This is a genomic window from Mesorhizobium sp. M1078 (genome assembly GCF_040318615.1).
Lineage (GTDB): Bacteria > Pseudomonadota > Alphaproteobacteria > Rhizobiales > Rhizobiaceae > Mesorhizobium.
The window spans coordinates 38,056-53,650 of record NZ_JAMYMP010000001.1 but is presented as its reverse complement, the minus strand read 5'-3'; the positions used below and the strand labels follow the sequence as shown (position 1 = coordinate 53,650).

Genomic DNA, 15,595 nt, shown 5'->3' with positions numbered 1-15,595 from the left:
CCATGCCCAAGATCGACCTGTCCACCGTGCCTGTCCGCAAGGGCTCCGGCTACCCCGCGCCCTTCGACGCCCCTTGCGCCGAGCGCACACGCCACCGCCTCGGCGATGCCGGCGGCCTCACCGATTTCGGCGTCAACCTGATGACATTGCCATCAGGCGGCTGGTCCAGCCAGCGCCACTGGCACAGCCATGGTGTATTCCATGAACCCTGCCTTGGTGGAGGAAGTGTACATAATCCCTGAATTCGACGGTGCATCTGTCAAAATGAGGGGTGTTCTCAAAGAGACCGGTCCTATACAGATTCTTGGCCTATCTGATTATAGACTGAGTTTTAGCTTCTTCACGCGCGAAAGGGGAGCTGTCCCATTTGTTTATAGATACTATAACTCGTCCGATTTCGAAAATTTTGTTAGTTCGATATATTTGATGTTTAAAGGAACTGCTCCAAAGGATCTCAGCAGGCCACCGCGGTCGGCAAGTTTAATAAAATCAGTTTCTTTTATTTCTCGGTTCCTTAAGAACAAGAGCCTTATACCTATTTCGGACCATATAATCGTAGACGTGTCGTTTAATTTTGAGCAGGAAAGATTGGATGTCTTGTATCGTCACGAAGACGATCCGCCTACTACTAGCAAATCATTCGTTGTCCCACTTGGCGACATTAAGTGGGAGGCAGGTCTTCCGATTGTAGGCGAGACTGCTAAGCGACTTAAAGACAGATGTGCTTTTGTCAAGAGAAGAGTTGATGAATTGAAGAGGAATTTTAAGAAATCAAGAGACACATCGGACGACATACTTTCTTTGTGAAAACTACTGTTCAGGAGTGTTTCACATCAACTGGTATATGGCCGTTGAAGGGAGGCACAGGCGGCATTACGCAAAATACTCCTGCAGCGGCCTGACCTCCAGGCTCCCTGCCTTCAGCGCCGCAATCGCCTCGGCCACAGCCGCCGCTCCCGACAGCGTCGTGTAATACGGCACCTTCTGCATCAGCGTTGCCCGCCGCAGCGATTTGGAGTCCGACACCGCCTTCTGACCATCCGTCGTGTTGAAGACGATCTGGACCTGGCGGTTGCGGATGGCGTCTTCGATGTGGGGGCGGCCTTCCAGCACCTTGTTGATCTTCTGGGCGTCGACGCCGTTTTCGGCGAGGAAGCGGGCCGTGCCGGATGTCGCCAGCACCTTGAAGCCCTGGCCGGCCAGACGCTTGACCGCCGGCAGGATGCCGGCCTTGTCCTCGTCGCGCACCGAGACGAACAGCGTGCCGGAGCGTGGCAGGTCGACGCCGGCGCCGAGCTGGCTCTTGGCGAAGGCGAGCGCAAAATCGCGGTCGAGGCCCATGACCTCGCCGGTCGAGCGCATTTCCGGGCCAAGCAGGATGTCGACGCCGGGGAAACGGGCGAAGGGGAAGACGGCTTCCTTTACCGCGATGTGGCCGGGGTTTCTCGGGTCGGGCATCGCGCCGTAATGGGCGAAGGCGTCTTCCAGCTTTTCGCCTGCCATGATGCGTGCGGCAATCTTGGCGATGGGCCGGCCGATGGTCTTGGCGACGAAGGGCACGGTGCGCGATGCGCGCGGGTTGACCTCCAGCACATAGACCGTGCCGTCCTTGATCGCATACTGCACGTTCATCAGGCCGCCGACGTTGAGCGCGCGGGCAAGCGCCGCCGTCTGGCGCTCCAGCTCGTCGACCAGATCGGAAGGCAGCGAATGCACCGGCAGCGAACAAGCGCTGTCGCCGGAGTGGATGCCGGCCTCCTCGATGTGCTCCAGAATGCCTGAGACGAAGGTCGACTTGCCGTCGCATAGGCAGTCGACATCGACCTCGATGGCGCCGGAGAGATAGGTGTCGAACAAAAGCGGGTTCTTGCCCAGCAGCGTGTTGATCTGGCCGGTCTTGTCGTTGGGGTATTTCTGCTTGATGTCCTCCGGCACAAGGCCGGGCACGGTGTCGAGCAGGTAGGATTGCAGCATGCCCTCGTCGTGGATGATCTGCATGGCGCGGCCGCCCAGCACATAGGACGGGCGCACCACCAAGGGAAAGCCGAGCTCGCCGGCGACGAGGCGGGCCTGCTCGACCGAATAGGCGATGCCGTTCTTCGGCTGGCTAAGGTTGAGCTTGTGCAGCAGCTTCTGGAAGCGGTCGCGGTCTTCGGCGAGATCGATCATGTCGGGCGACGTGCCCAGGATCGGGATGCCGGCCTTCTCCAGCGCGTCGGCAAGCTTCAGCGGCGTCTGGCCGCCGAACTGGACGATGACGCCGACCAGTTCGCCCGAGGCCTGTTCGGCGCGCAGGATCTCCAGCACGTCTTCCGCCGTCAGCGGCTCGAAATAGAGCCGGTCGGAGGTGTCGTAGTCTGTCGAGACCGTCTCGGGGTTGCAGTTGATCATGATTGCTTCATAGCCGGCGTCGCGCAGCGCAAAGGCGGCATGGCAGCAGCAATAGTCGAACTCGATGCCCTGGCCGATGCGGTTCGGACCGCCGCCGAGGATGACGACTTTTTTCCGCGCTGACACTTGCGCTTCATTGGCCAGCGCGCCGGCGAAGGGCACTTCATAGGTCGAGTACATATAGGCGGTGGGCGAGGCGAACTCGGCGGCGCAGGTGTCGATGCGCTTATAAACTGGATGAACGTCGAGCTTTTCGCGAACCTTTTGAATCACTTCGGCGTCGGTCTTCGTCAGCGACGCGAGGCGGGCATCGGAGAAGCCCATCGCCTTCAGCATGCGCAGATTGACGGCGTCTTGCGGAATGCCGTGCTCGCGGATGCGGGCTTCCATGGCAACGATGCCGGCGATCTGTTCGAGGAACCACGGGTCGATCTTGCACATTGCGTGCACGTCTTCCAGCGAGGTGCCCATGCGGATCGCCTGCGCCACCATGCGCAGCCGGTCGGGCGTCGGCGTGCCGAGTGCTGCGCGGATGGCGTTGCGGTCGTCGGCGTGGTTGGCAGCTACGGCACCGTGGCCGAGGCCGGGGATCTCGATTTCGTCGAGGCCGGTAAGGCCGGTTTCCAGTCCACGCAAAGCCTTCTGCAGCGATTCCTGGAAGGTGCGGCCGATGGCCATGACTTCGCCGACCGACTTCATGGCGGTGGTCAGCACCGGCTCGGCGCCGGGGAATTTCTCGAAGGCAAAACGCGGGATCTTGGTGACGACGTAATCGATGCTTGGCTCGAAGGAGGCGGGCGTGGCGCCGCCGGTGATGTCGTTCTCCAGCTCGTCCAGCGTGTAGCCGACGGCGAGCTTGGCCGCGATCTTGGCGATGGGGAAGCCGGTCGCCTTCGAAGCCAAGGCGGAACTGCGCGAGACGCGCGGGTTCATCTCGATGACGACCAGCCGACCGTCGGCCGGGTTGACGGCGAACTGCACGTTGGAGCCGCCGGTCTCGACGCCGATCTCGCGCAGCACCGCGATCGAGGCGTTGCGCATCATCTGGTATTCCTTGTCGGTCAAGGTCAGCGCGGGGGCGACGGTGATCGAGTCACCGGTGTGTACGCCCATCGGGTCGATGTTCTCGATCGAGCAGACGATGATGCAATTGTCCGCCTTGTCGCGGACGACCTCCATCTCATACTCCTTCCAGCCGAGCACGCTTTCCTCGATCAGCACTTCGGTGGTCGGCGAGGCGTCGAGGCCGGACTGGACGATGTCGTAGAATTCGGCGCGGTTGTAGGCGATGCCGCCGCCGGTACCGCCCATGGTGAAGGACGGGCGGATGATGGCGGGCAGGCCGACATGGTCGAGCGCCTGGGCGGCAATCGCCATGCCATGGCTGATGTAGCGCTGCTTGCGGTCGCCTTCGCCGAGGTTCCAGCGGGTTTCCAGCGCGTCGAGCGCGGCATCGAGGTCGGCAGGCGCCTCGGCCTTGACGGCGGCGCGCTCGGCCTCATGGGTCTTGCGGTCGGCGTTCTTGACGTCGGTGGCATTGGCCAGCATCGACTTCGGCGTTTCCAGGCCGATCTTCTTCATCGCCTCGCGAAACAGCGCCCGGTCCTCAGCCTTGTCGATCGCCGTGGCGTCGGCGCCGATCATCTCGACATTGTAGCGCTCGAGCACGCCCATTCGGCGCAGCGACAGAGCGGTGTTTAGCGCGGTCTGGCCGCCCATGGTCGGCAGCAGCGCGTCGGGCCGCTCCTTGGCGATGATCTTGGCGACGACTTCAGGCGTGATCGGCTCGATGTAGGTGGCGTCGGCCAGTTCCGGGTCGGTCATGATGGTGGCCGGGTTGGAATTGACCAGGATGACGCGAAAGCCCTCCTCCTTCAGCGCCTTGCAGGCCTGTGTGCCGGAATAATCGAACTCGCAGGCCTGGCCGATGACGATGGGGCCGGCCCCGATGATCAGGATCGACTTGATGTCGGTGCGTCTTGGCATCGTTGTGAGTTCCGTTCGGCGAGCGGCTTGCACGAAAAACCGGGACGGGAAGACCCGGCCGGTTGTGCTTGCGATTCTGGTATCAGGCTAGGAGGGCCTTATAGGGAAGAGTTTTGGGAGATGTAACCCCGAAAATGAGGCTAGGCAGTAGGGATTAGGCAGTAGGGATCAGGCAGTGGGGATTAGGCAGGAGCGAGGTTAAGGCGCCTATTGCCCATTCCCTACTGCCTGACACCTAATCCCCCAGCGCGAGCTGATCCGTAATCTCAAACCGCTCTGATACCCCGACGCGGATCATGTTGAGGGCGCCTTCCCTTGTGAAGCGGAACTCGCTGGGCGAATCCGAGTTGGCCGGCATCCCGGCAGAGAAGGAGATGACGCGGGTGCCGCCGTCGGGCCAGGTCACGGTGATATCGGCCTTGTCAGTGCCCTTGTGGACGATGTTGACGGCGCAGCGGGTCATCGGCTGGCCGACATAGCGCGCGCAGGGGATGTCGGCGGTGGCGCCGGGGGCGGGCGGGGGTTCCAGCCGTGCAACGGTTTGCGTAGCGGTCGCAGCTTTGGCCTGGTCTGGCCGTGGCGTCGGGGATAGTACCCCCGGCGCGGACGCTGTATCCGGCGCTGCTCCCGCAGACGCGGCGGCGGCGAGTTCCGGCGTCCCTGTGGCCTCCGTTGCCGGAGCCTCTGTGGCAGGGATTTCATCCGTCGGCGGACTTTCATTCGCTGCGAAGGCAAGGCCGTAAGCATCCTGCATGGCGGTCCTGCCGATCTCGGCGGCGGACTTCGGCGCGCCTGGATTCGTGCCGCCAAGGCGCTCCGTCAGGTCGAGTGGAGCCGGCGCGGGTGCAGCCGGGGTGGGTGGAGCCTGAGTGGGTGCAGCCGGAGCGGCAGAGGCGGCGGGTGCAGTCGTCCGGGGCGCTGCGGCCACGTCGGCCGGCTGCGTCGACATGTCGGGCGCGAGCGTCGGGCCGCCGGCTTCAGCGCTGGCGGTCACCTGGGGCGGCGCGGCGTCTACTTCGACCACGGTCGGATTGTCGGGGATAAGATAGCGCGCGGGCGCCCAGCCTTTGACCAGTGGATTGTCGATCTCCTCGACCTTGCACCAGCGGTGGCCGTCCACTTCGCTGCAGCCGAAATTCCTGACGCTCGAGCCGATCGGCAGGCGCGCCTGGGTTCTGCCGACCGGCGACGGCGTGGCGCGGATGTTGAGGAGATCGCCTGGGCCGAGCTCGGTCACTATGGAAACGATGTCGGCAGGCGCGTCCTCGGCATTCGCCGGCATGCTCACCAGCAACGGGCCCATGAGCAACAGCCCCATGAGCAACGGGGCCCGCAGGAGCGGAGCGCCAGTCAGTCGATGCAAAATGGTTCGGATTGTGCGCCTCATCATTTGGCCGTGCGCCGATTACCCTTGCGGCAGCAATCCTGCCGTATGCCAAGGCGGTTTTATAATGGACGATATGCGGCCATGTAAGTCTGAAAATGCGTCCGATGTTTGGTGCCGCGAGGCCGAGGCAGGACGCAGCCATGCGGTCAAGCAGAGCCTTGCCAAGAGGGTTTGGGCATGAAGCCGGTCCTCAGCGGATGCGCCCATTCCGGACGGCCCGCCTGTTCGGCCTGTCTCGCCGCCGCTTCATGGTCGTAGTCGACGGCGATGGTCTCGAAACGGTCGGGTCCTTCGCCATCCAAGGTGAGGATGCCGTAGCGCGCATGCGGGCTGCCTTGCTCCGAAACATGCGCCGGCGGCGTGTCATCTTCATAGGCGGGAGCGCCGACGCTGCCGGGGTTGAAAAGGATGGGGCCGCCGGGGATACGGAGCAGCTCCGCGCGGTGGCTGTGGCCGCAAAGCACGACGCGGCAGGCCGGGTCCAGCGCCTGCAACCGCCGCTGAATAGCGGCAAGCGGCGCGCGCACCAGTTGGCCATCGACGATCGCGTCGAGCAGGTATTTCTCGTCATGGTCGGGCCGCGCATGGAAAGCGACCACGCCGGGAACAATCTCCAGCGTGAAGGGCAGGGCGAGCAGCGCTTCGCGCTGCGCCTCCGTCAGCCGCTCCTGTGCATAGCGGTCCGAAGCCCACATCGTATCGTCGGCCGGATCGACGGCGACGCGGCGGTCATGGTTGCCGCGCACCGTCGGCAGGTCGAGCGCTTCGAGCCGCTCGAACGTCTCGCGCGGCCAGAGCGGGCCGGAGACACAGTCGCCAAGGTTGACGGTGAGATCGGCGCCGCCGCGCCGCGCTAGATCGGCGAGCACGGCATCCAGCGCCAGCACATTGCCATGGATGTCGGCGAGAACGGCAATGCGCATGCGGCGGGCTCCTTGGTGCAGCCCGTTGAGGCTTGCGGCCCGTCTTCGTTATCAAGCCCCTGCCTTCATTATCAAGCCCTCGAGATCGTTCGAGACAGCCGGGAGCCCCGCCTATCGCGGAAGCACTCCATCTGCTAGCGTCCACGCCGCTCCAGAGTTCATCCGGGGGAGGACAGGCGATGACCCGCGACCAGATGGTTGCCCACCTTCGCGCCGCCAATGACGTCGCGCGCGAGACTGCCGCGCACGGGCACCATCCTTTCGGCTGCGTGCTCGTCGGCCCCGACGATCGCATCCTGATGCGGCAAGGCAACATCAACACCGTGCGCCACGCCGAAACGGAGCTCTCCCGGCGTGCCGCGAACGCCTATCCGCCGGATTTCCTCTGGTCCTGCACGCTGGTCACAACCGGCGAGCCCTGTGCGATGTGCACGGGAACGCTCTACTGGGCCAATATCGGCCGGCTGGTCTACGGCTTCGAGGAGACCAAGCTTCTCGCGCTGACTGGCAACCACGCCGAGAATCCGACGATGAACCTCTCGTCGCGCACAGTCCTCGGCTCCGGGCAGAAGCCGGTCGAGGTCCACGGCCCTTTCCCCGAGATGGACGAGGAACTCCTCGCCCCGCATATCGGTTTTTGGCAGCGCTAGGAGCGGCCTGACTTCGGCACCAGCTACGCCGGCATTTCGATGTCGTGGCCTCCGACGATGGGCAGAGCCGGGTCATCTCCGGCCGCCGCAATCACGCTATCGAGCAGGCCGGGGAAGCGGGCGTCGAGGTCGGCGCGGCGCAGCGTGATCATCCGGTTGGTGCCGGCCACTTCGGCGCGGGTGACGCCGGCTTCGCGCAGTTTGGCCAGGTGATAGCTGAGATTGGTCTTGGAGCCGAGGTCGAGGAACCGGCTGCAGTTCAGCGGCACGCCTTCCTTGCTGGCGAGATAGCGCACGATGGCGAGCCGGGTCGGGTCGCCAAGCACGCCGAGCACAACCGGCAGGCTGATCTGGTCTGTATTGGGGTGCGGCAAAGTCATGGCCCGAAACTAAGCACAGTCGGTGGCGATTTCAACGCGTCCATGTTTCGCGGGCATGCACGGTCCGTTTCGCGATTGGCCCAATGGCTGTCCTGACACAGGGCTGTCAGCAGGCTTCAGCTATTTTCGCCTGGGTTCATTGACATCATGTCCTGTTATGTCCAATTGTTCAATAAGTTTTGAACTAAGGACACGCCCTATGGACAAGCGCCTCTTCTGGCTTGCGCTCGGATCGTTCACGATCTCGACCGAAGGCTTCGTCATCTCCAGCCTGCTGCCTGACATCGCCACCGACGCCCGCATTTCCATTCCGCTCGCCGGCACGCTGATCACCGCCTTCGCGCTGGCCTATGCCATCGGCACGCCGATCCTGGCAACGCTGACCGGCGAGTGGGACCGGCGCCGCGTCATCTTGTGGACGCTGGCGTTCTTCGTCATCGGCAATGTGCTGGCGGCGCTGAGCTCGTCCTTCGAGCTGCTGCTCATTGCCCGCATCATCATGGCGCTGTCGTCAGGCCTGTTTGCCGCGACCGCTCAAGGCACGGCGGTGGCGCTGGTCGATGACCACCACCGGGCGCGGGCCATTGCAGTCGTCGTCGGCGGCACAACGGTGGCGGTTGCGCTAGGTGCACCGCTCGGCGCGCTGGTTGCCACGATAGCCGGCTGGCGCGGGACCTTCTTTGCCATTGCCGGGCTCGGCGCGCTGGTCGGCGCCATCCTGTGGTACCGGCTGCCGCGCGGAATTGTCGGCACCAAGCTGCCGCTCAGGCGGCGGCTGGCTGCGGCGCTGCGCCCCGGCGTCATTCCGATCCTGTTGACCACCGCTCTTGCCCTGATCGGCGCCTTCTCGGTGTTTTCCTATATCGCGCCGCTGGCCATCCAGAGCGGCGGCCTCAGCCCGATTGCGCTGCCCGGCATGCTGCTCGCCTTCGGTGTCGGCGCCGTCATCGGCAACATAGCCGGCGGCCAGGCGGCCGACCGTTTTGGTGCGACGCGCACCGTCGGCTGGTCTCTGGCGCTGAGCGCCGTTATGCTGGTGATGCTCTCGGTCATCCCGACCTTCCTGCCGCAGCATCTCGCCGGGCTGGCATTGATGGCCATGATGGTGCCGTGGGGCATGGTCGGCTGGGCATTTCCGCCGGCGCAGGCCAGCCGCATCATCAAGCTGGCGCCCGACGCCGCCCCGATCGTGCTGTCGCTCAACGCTTCGGCGCTCTATCTCGGCGTGGCGCTGGGTGCTGTGGTCGGCGGCGCCGTGCTGCGCTACGGCGTGCCGGCCGATCTCGGCCTGGTCGCCGCCATCTTCCCGCTGATCGGGCTTGGCGTGGTGCTGGCCGGCCGCTGGGCGGCCCGGCCGGTCGCCATGCCGGCCGAATAGACCTTTGCAAAGGACCGGCGGCCGCTCTTTCAGCTTGAAGGGGCGGCCGCCGGCACGTCGTATTCCAGCGCCGCGACTTCATCCAGCATAGCGCGCAGATCTGCCGCTCGTTGCGGGCCGAACAGCGCCTCGAAGCGCTGCTGAGCAGTGCTCCACAATTGCGTCGTCTCCTCGAGCTTGGTCTGGCCTTGCGGCGTCAGCCGCACCCGCTTGACGCGGCGATCGTCCTTGTCAGCGAAGGCGTCGACATAGCCGTCGCGGATCAGCGGCTTCAGCGTATGGCCGAGCGCCGAGAGATCCATGACCATCGCTTCGGCTATCGTGCCCATCGCCGGCTCGTTGCTGACATGGATCTGGTAGAGCAGGCCGTACTGCGTGCCCTTCAGACCCGAAGGCGAGATTACATCGTCATAGAAGCGGCCGAGCTTGCGCGCGGCCCGCCGCAGCGTGGCGTTGTTGCAAAGGCTAAATCCCGGCAGCGCGGTCTTGCTCATCACGACTCCTTGCCGGCAAAACCGCTGCCGGCCTGCCGCAGAAATAGTTTCTGCCGCCTCCGTTGACAAGATGGTGGTATATGCCTACTTCCCGGAAAGTGGTATATGCCACTAATTGGAGATCAGGGCGGGACGAGGGTTCATCGACCTGTCTCGCCGGGCAGAAAAAAGGAACAGGACAATGAGTGGACAGGACAACAAGGGTACCGCAGTCGTCACCGGCGCATCGGCCGGCATAGGTGCTGTCTATGCCGACCGGCTGGCCGGGCAGGGCTACGATCTGGTGCTGGTAGCGCGGCGCGCCGACCGGCTGGAGGAACTGGCTGAAAAGCTGCGATATGCTTACAAGCGCAAGGTCAGCGTGATATCAGCCGATCTTGCCGACGACAATGATGTGCGCCGCGTCGAGCAGGCGATCGCAGCCGACGACAGCGTCACGCTGCTGGTCAACAATGCCGGCATTGGTGGCCAGGCCGTGGTGGCAACGGCCGACGCCGACGAGGCCGAGCGCATGATCAAGGTCAACGTCATCGCCTTGACCCGCCTGACCCGCGCCGTTCTGCCGGGGCTTCTTGCGCGCAACCGCGGCGCCATCGTCAACATCGCCTCTGTGCTCGCCTATGATACCTCGTTCGGCGGCATCTACAGCGGCACCAAGGCCTACGTCGTCAACTTCACCGAGGCCCTGCACCGCGAAGTCGCCGGCACCAATGTGAAGGTGCAGGCGGTGCTGCCGGGCGCGACCCGCACCGATTTCTGGGAGCTCGCCGGTGGCGATATCGACAATCTGCCGAAGGAGATCATCATGTCCGCCGACGATATGGTCGATGCCGCGCTTGTGGGCCTATCCAGGGGCGAAGCCGTCACCGTGCCGGCACTTGCCGACACAGCCAAGCTGGATACGTTCCTCGGCGCAAGGCAAGTCTTCTACGGCAGCCTGCACGCCGACAAGCCGGCTGCCCGCTACGCGGCTTGAGAGTAGCCGGTTCGCTTCGCGAACCAGGACCCCCACCCCGCTCACTTCGTTCGCGACCCTCCCCACAAGGGGAGGGTAAAGTGCGCGCTCCCCTACCTCTCCCTTGTGGGGAGGTCGGACCGCAGGTCCGGGTGCGGTACTGGCGCCGACCTCTGCGTTTACGCTCCCCGCCACATCGGAATGATCGACGCAGCCAGCACCAGCGCCAGCACGATGTTGAGCGCGCGCCATTGCCATTCGGTCTTGAGCAGCCGTGCCAGCACCATGCCCGCGACGCACCAGATCGACAGCGAGATGGCTGCGGTAAAGCCGAAGGTCGAGCCGAGCAGCAGCGCGAGTTGTCCCGGACCGTCGGCAAGGGCTGCGAACGAGGCCGCCGCACCCAGTCCCATCGCCCAGCCCTTCGGGTTCATCCATTGAATGCCGGCGCCGCCCAAGAAGCTGTTGGGTTTTGCCATCGCCACATCGAGATCAGGCGGCCCGGCGCGGCCGATCTTGATTGCCAGCCAGATGAGATAGAGCGAGCCGATGATTTTCATCGCCAGTTGCAGCGAAGGCATGGCCAGCAGCAGACCGGCGAGGCCGGCGGCGGCAGCAGCGGTCACGGTGGCGAGGCCGGCAGCGCTGCCGATCAATAGGGGAACGGAACGGCGAAAACCGAACTGCGCGCCTGAAGCGGTTGACAGGGTGGTGGCGATGCCGGGCGTGACGGTGGCCACGAAGGCAAACAGGATGAGCGGAAAGATGGGCTGCAACATGAGGCGTCCTTCATCAAAAGCCCAATGGTAGACTTCCGCATACTTCAGTAAATGCAATGTTTGCGATGGTTGGCATTAGCAGATATAATGCCAACCATGATCCGCAACCTCGACACAGCGCTGATCCGCACCTTCGTCACTGTCGCCGACAAGGCCAGCATGACGGCGGCGGCGAACGCGCTGCATCTGACGCAAGGCGCCGTAAGCCAGCAGATCAAGCGGCTGGAAGAAGCGCTCGGCTGCAGCCTGTTCGAGCGCGACCGGCGTGGCTTGCGGCTGACGCGGCCCGGCGAGCGGCTGTTCGGCAAGGGCAAACGGTTGCTTGGCCTCAATGACGAGATCTGGGCCGAGATGGCGGGCACCGAGGTCGCCGGCCAGGTGCGGCTCGGTGTTCCCTATGACCTTGTCGGCACTTTGCTGGCGCCGGTGCTGAAGGCCTATGCCGAGACCTATCCGCAGGTCGAGATTTCACTGCTCTGTGCGGCTTCGCCGGACCTTGCCGCGGCCCTCGCGGCCGGCACCATCGACCTTGCCGTCATCGAGGAACCGGTCGGCCCGTCGGCCGGTGAGTGCCTGGCCATTCACCGGCTGGTCTGGGTCGGGGCCAAGGGCGGCGTCGCCCGCGCCAAGCGGCCGCTGCCGGTGTCGATCGTCGCCGATACCTGCGCCTTCCGCCCGGTGGTGCTGTCGGCGCTGAACGAGCACGGGCTGGAATGGCGCACCGTGTTCGAGAACGGCAACATCGACGCCACGACCGCGACGGTGCGCTCCGACCTTGCCGTCACCGCCTGGCTGGCCTCCACCGTGCCTGCCGATCTTGACATCCTGGCTTTTGATGCCGGGCTGCCGCCGCTGCCGAATTTTTCCATCAATCTGCATTTGCCGAAGTACGGCACGGCGCCGGCAGCGCAGGAGTTCGCGCGGTATATCCGGGGTGGGTTGGCACGGCGGGCTGTGGCGGCTTAACAGAACTTGGATTTGCTCTCCCCCGTCGATCGGGGGAGAGGAAAGGTGCCAAGCCTGTCCCTGTTACTTCCAGTTCTTACGCCGCTCGAGCTCGGCCTCTGACGGCTTCTGCGTAGCGAACGACCCGACCTTGACCTCACCCCCGCGTTCGTAGGTCGCCATGATGACGCCGGTGGTGGTAGCCTGCGACTTGACGAGCTTGAAAGCGGCCGGCATCGCACCACCATCGAACAGCCGCTTGCCCTTGCCCAGCAGCAGCGGGAAGATCATCAGCCGGATTTCGTCGATCAGACCGTTGGCCAGCAAGGTCTGGATCAGTTCGCTCGAACCCTGGATGAGCAGGTCAGGCCCATCTTCCTTCTTGAGGCGGCGCAACGCCGCGACGATATCGTCCTCAAGCCATTGCGTGTTCTCCCAGGTGAGCGAATCCGGCCGATGTGTCGCCACATATTTGATCGCGGGGTTGAAGACGTCTCCGATCGCATCTTTCTGGTACGGCCAGTACGCTGCGAAGATGTCGTAGGTTCTGCGGCCGAGCAGCAGGGCGAAGGGCTTGGAGAACAATTCCTCCATGGCCACGCCCGCCACCTCGTCGAAGTAGTGGAACGTCCAGCCGCCGAACTCGAAGCCGCCAACCGGGTCTTCTTCCGGGCCGCCTGGCGCCTGCATGACGCCGTCGAGGCTGACGAAGGTGGCGGCGATGATCTTTCGCATTGCATTTTCCTTTTCCAGGATCCGCGCCGTCAGGGCCGGATTTCGATCTAAGGACGGACAGGCCGGCGGCCGCCCGACAGGCGTTGGCAAAAAAACGCTGCCGGCCGACAAGGGTACCTACCGCCGTCGCCCGCCGCCAAGCGCCTGCGACGAAAACCAGACATCGCCGATGATGGCGGTGGCGGTCCGGTCCGGCGCCCTGTTTGATGTCAGCCAGATCGAACGGCTGCGCGCGGCCTTCTGGAGGTCGGGGATTTTGGCCGCCGGTCCGGCCGCCGAGGCGCCGACGCAGGGGATGAACCACGAGCGCATGAAGGGGTCGCAGGCAAAGCCCTTGTCGGTGCGGGTTACCATCACGGCCAGGCCGACGCCCTGAGACGGACGCCAGGGAAAGATCATGCGGCCGCCCGCTTTCAGCGCCCGCAGCCAGGCAGCCGGCGGTGCGACGACACCGGCATTGACATAGATGATGTCGGACGGCGGCACATCGCCGGTGACGGCATCGCCTTGGATGACGCTTACATTGTCATAGGTTTCGAGATTCTTTGTCGCTCTGGCAGCAAGATCGGCCTCCATTTCGAAGGCGGTCACCGGGCCGGGCGCAACCAGCCGGGCCAGCAAGGCGGTGTAGTAGCCGGTGCCGGCGCCGATATGGGTGACGGCCTCGTCCGGTCTGGGGGCGATCCTGCCTATCCACATGGCGTGCAGGGAGGGTTCGCCATTGTTGATGCCCTTGCCGGCATCGAGCGCCACCAGCACGTCCTGATAGATGTGAACAGGATCGGCGCTCGGCGTCATGATCTTGCCGTTGCCGGTGGTGAGCGCCCTGCCGGCGACTACCGCCCAGGGTCCGGGACCGAGAAAGGCCTCGCGCGGAACGGTGGCGAACGCCTCTTCGAGGCGCGGATCGGCCGAGCCGGCATTGCCCGCCATCAGCTGCGCGTAAAATTTCCTGGCGTCTTCGACACTTGTCATGATGGCCGGTAAGATAGCGCAAGCCGCCGGTTTGTCGCGGTCGGGAATGAGAATCAGCCAACGCCGAAGACGGTGTCGTAGAGCAGCTTGAAGTTGAGCACCAGGATGACCGCCGCGACCACCCAGGCGAGGACCGCCACGCTACGGGGAATGGCAAGGTCGCCCATCTTCTTCTTGTCGGAGACGAACTGCACCAGCGGGATGACCGCGAAGGGCAGCTGCATCGACAGCACCACCTGGCTGAAGACCAGCAACTGGCCGGTGCCCTTTTCGCCATAGAGCGCGGTGACGACCACCACCGGGACGATGGCGATGCCGCGCGTCAGCAGCCGGCGCGCCCATTGCGGAATGCGCAGGCGCAAAAAGCCTTCCATGACGATCTGGCCGGCAAGCGTTGCCGTAACCGTCGAGTTGAGGCCGGAGGCCAGCAGCGCCACCGCAAACAGGATGGAGGCGATGCCGAGGCCGAGCAGTGGCGACAAGAGTTCGAAGGCCTGGCCGATCTCGGCGACATCCTGATGGCCGGTGCCATGGAAGGCCACCGCCGAGACGATCAGGATCGAGGCGTTGACGAACAGCGCCAGGACGAGCGCGATGGTCGAGTCCGTCGTCGCCCATTTAATGGCGTCGCGCTTGCCTTTTTCGGTCCGTTCATAGGCGCGTGTCTGTACGATCGAGGAGTGCAGGTAGAGATTGTGCGGCATCACCGTGGCGCCGATGATGCCGATGGCGATGTATAGCATCGCCGGATTGGTGACGATCTCCGTCGACGGCACGAACATCGAATGCAGGATCGAGCCGACCGGAGGGGCAGCGGCAAAGATCTGGATGGCGAAACAGCCGAAGATGATGATCAGAAGCGCGATGACGAAGGCTTCGAGATAGCGGAAACCCTTGTTCATCAAGAGCAGCACGATGAAGGCGTCGAGCGCCGTCAGCAACGCGCCGCCGATCAGCGGAATGCCGAACAGAAGCTGCAGCGCGATCGCCGTGCCGATCACCTCGGCGAGGTCGCAGGCGATGATGGCGAGTTCGCAGGCGATCCACAGCACGAAACTGACGGGACGCGGATAATAGGCGCGGCAGGCCTGGGCGAGGTCGCGGCCGGTGGCGATGCCAAGCCGGGCGGCAAGCGCCTGCAGCAGGATCGCCATCAGGTTGGACAGCATGATGATGAACAATAGCGTGTAGCCGAACTGGGCGCCGCCGGCGAGGTCGGTGGCCCAGTTGCCCGGATCCATATAGCCGACCGAGACCATGTAGCCCGGTCCCATGAAGGCGAACAGGCGACGGAACCAGACGCCGGACTGTGGCACCGCGATCGTGGAGTTCACCTCGCGCAGGCTGGGAGGATTGTCCTCCGGCCTGTCAAATCGCCAGGATGATCCCAAGGTAGCGTCAGCTTCGGACATGGAGGGCTTTCCACTGGGTGGATCGGTTGACGTCATCCTATCTATGCCAGGGCTCAACATTATGCAATAGGCTATATTTCATTGTATGTGCTTCCTGTTGCGCCGACCGGCAGGCCGGCAGGGGATCGCAAACGCCGGTTGCGCTGCCATGGAATGGAAATAAACGGCTGGAACAGTTAAGCCCGTGCTATGAATGGCAAAGGGC

General features: G+C 64.0%; 14 protein-coding genes and 1 pseudogene. 6 read left to right on the top strand and 9 right to left on the bottom strand.

Annotated elements, in window-relative coordinates; genetic code table 11:
* Window positions 1-2: 2 nt before the first annotated feature.
* Window positions 3-191 (top strand): annotated as a pseudogene (locus NKH38_RS00260) (cupin domain-containing protein); the annotation flags it as partial.
* Between the two features lie 10 nt (window positions 192-201).
* Window positions 202-807, top strand: coding sequence for a hypothetical protein (locus tag NKH38_RS00255; RefSeq protein ID WP_352904326.1), 606 nt, complete (start codon window positions 202-204; stop codon window positions 805-807).
* Between the two features lie 66 nt (window positions 808-873).
* Here the strand turns inward: NKH38_RS00255 and carB are convergent, their stop codons facing one another.
* From carB to NKH38_RS00240, 3 genes are all read right to left on the bottom strand, one after another.
* On the bottom strand, window positions 874-4,377 hold the full coding sequence (carB, locus tag NKH38_RS00250) for a carbamoyl-phosphate synthase large subunit (protein WP_352758370.1): 3,504 nt from the start codon (window positions 4,375-4,377) through the stop codon (window positions 874-876).
* 235 nt (window positions 4,378-4,612) lie between these two features.
* Window positions 4,613-5,695 (bottom strand): SH3 domain-containing protein, encoded by a 1,083-nt coding sequence (locus NKH38_RS00245; protein WP_352758368.1) that lies wholly within the window; start codon window positions 5,693-5,695, stop codon window positions 4,613-4,615.
* 215 nt (window positions 5,696-5,910) lie between these two features.
* Complete coding sequence (locus tag NKH38_RS00240; RefSeq protein ID WP_352758366.1) at window positions 5,911-6,687, bottom strand: metallophosphoesterase family protein; 777 nt, start codon at window positions 6,685-6,687, stop codon at window positions 5,911-5,913.
* Window positions 6,688-6,866: 179 nt separating this feature from the next.
* On the opposite strand from NKH38_RS00240, the gene NKH38_RS00235 reads away from it, so the two are divergent.
* Entirely contained in the window at window positions 6,867-7,337 is a 471-nt protein-coding gene (locus NKH38_RS00235) for a nucleoside deaminase (RefSeq protein WP_352758364.1), read from the top strand.
* A 23-nt stretch (window positions 7,338-7,360) separates the two neighbouring features.
* Here the strand turns inward: NKH38_RS00235 and NKH38_RS00230 are convergent, their stop codons facing one another.
* The gene (locus NKH38_RS00230) at window positions 7,361-7,717 is read right to left on the bottom strand and encodes an ArsR/SmtB family transcription factor (protein ID WP_023683780.1); all 357 of its coding nucleotides are present in this window, start codon (window positions 7,715-7,717) and stop codon (window positions 7,361-7,363) included.
* Window positions 7,718-7,916: 199 nt separating this feature from the next.
* On the opposite strand from NKH38_RS00230, the gene NKH38_RS00225 reads away from it, so the two are divergent.
* Window positions 7,917-9,095, top strand: coding sequence for an MFS transporter (locus NKH38_RS00225; protein ID WP_352758362.1), 1,179 nt, complete (start codon window positions 7,917-7,919; stop codon window positions 9,093-9,095).
* Window positions 9,096-9,124: 29 nt separating this feature from the next.
* Here NKH38_RS00225 and NKH38_RS00220 read toward each other — a convergent pair whose 3' ends face one another.
* Window positions 9,125-9,589, bottom strand: a complete 465-nt coding sequence (locus tag NKH38_RS00220) for a MarR family winged helix-turn-helix transcriptional regulator (protein ID WP_352673187.1) — start codon at window positions 9,587-9,589, stop codon at window positions 9,125-9,127.
* Window positions 9,590-9,770: 181 nt separating this feature from the next.
* Here NKH38_RS00220 and NKH38_RS00215 point away from each other — a divergent pair, with 181 nt between their 5' ends.
* Entirely contained in the window at window positions 9,771-10,565 is a 795-nt protein-coding gene (locus NKH38_RS00215; RefSeq protein WP_352518259.1) for an SDR family NAD(P)-dependent oxidoreductase, read from the top strand.
* A gap of 158 nt (window positions 10,566-10,723) precedes the next feature.
* On the opposite strand, the gene NKH38_RS00210 is transcribed toward NKH38_RS00215, so the two are convergent.
* Window positions 10,724-11,323 carry a LysE family translocator gene (locus NKH38_RS00210; RefSeq protein WP_352758359.1) on the bottom strand — a complete coding sequence of 200 codons (600 nt, stop codon included), beginning with the start codon at window positions 11,321-11,323 and terminating at the stop codon, window positions 10,724-10,726.
* Window positions 11,324-11,410: 87 nt separating this feature from the next.
* Here NKH38_RS00210 and NKH38_RS00205 point away from each other — a divergent pair, with 87 nt between their 5' ends.
* Window positions 11,411-12,289 (top strand): LysR family transcriptional regulator, encoded by an 879-nt coding sequence (locus tag NKH38_RS00205; RefSeq protein ID WP_502896572.1) that lies wholly within the window; start codon window positions 11,411-11,413, stop codon window positions 12,287-12,289.
* Window positions 12,290-12,352: 63 nt separating this feature from the next.
* Here the strand turns inward: NKH38_RS00205 and NKH38_RS00200 are convergent, their stop codons facing one another.
* The 3 genes from NKH38_RS00200 to NKH38_RS00190 form a co-directional block, all read right to left on the bottom strand.
* On the bottom strand, window positions 12,353-13,003 hold the full coding sequence (locus NKH38_RS00200) for a dihydrofolate reductase family protein (protein ID WP_352758357.1): 651 nt from the start codon (window positions 13,001-13,003) through the stop codon (window positions 12,353-12,355).
* A 117-nt stretch (window positions 13,004-13,120) separates the two neighbouring features.
* Window positions 13,121-13,978, bottom strand: coding sequence for a protein-L-isoaspartate O-methyltransferase family protein (locus NKH38_RS00195; protein WP_352639416.1), 858 nt, complete (start codon window positions 13,976-13,978; stop codon window positions 13,121-13,123).
* A 53-nt stretch (window positions 13,979-14,031) separates the two neighbouring features.
* Window positions 14,032-15,390, bottom strand: coding sequence for an Nramp family divalent metal transporter (locus tag NKH38_RS00190; RefSeq protein ID WP_352758355.1), 1,359 nt, complete (start codon window positions 15,388-15,390; stop codon window positions 14,032-14,034).
* Window positions 15,391-15,595 lie beyond the last annotated feature (205 nt).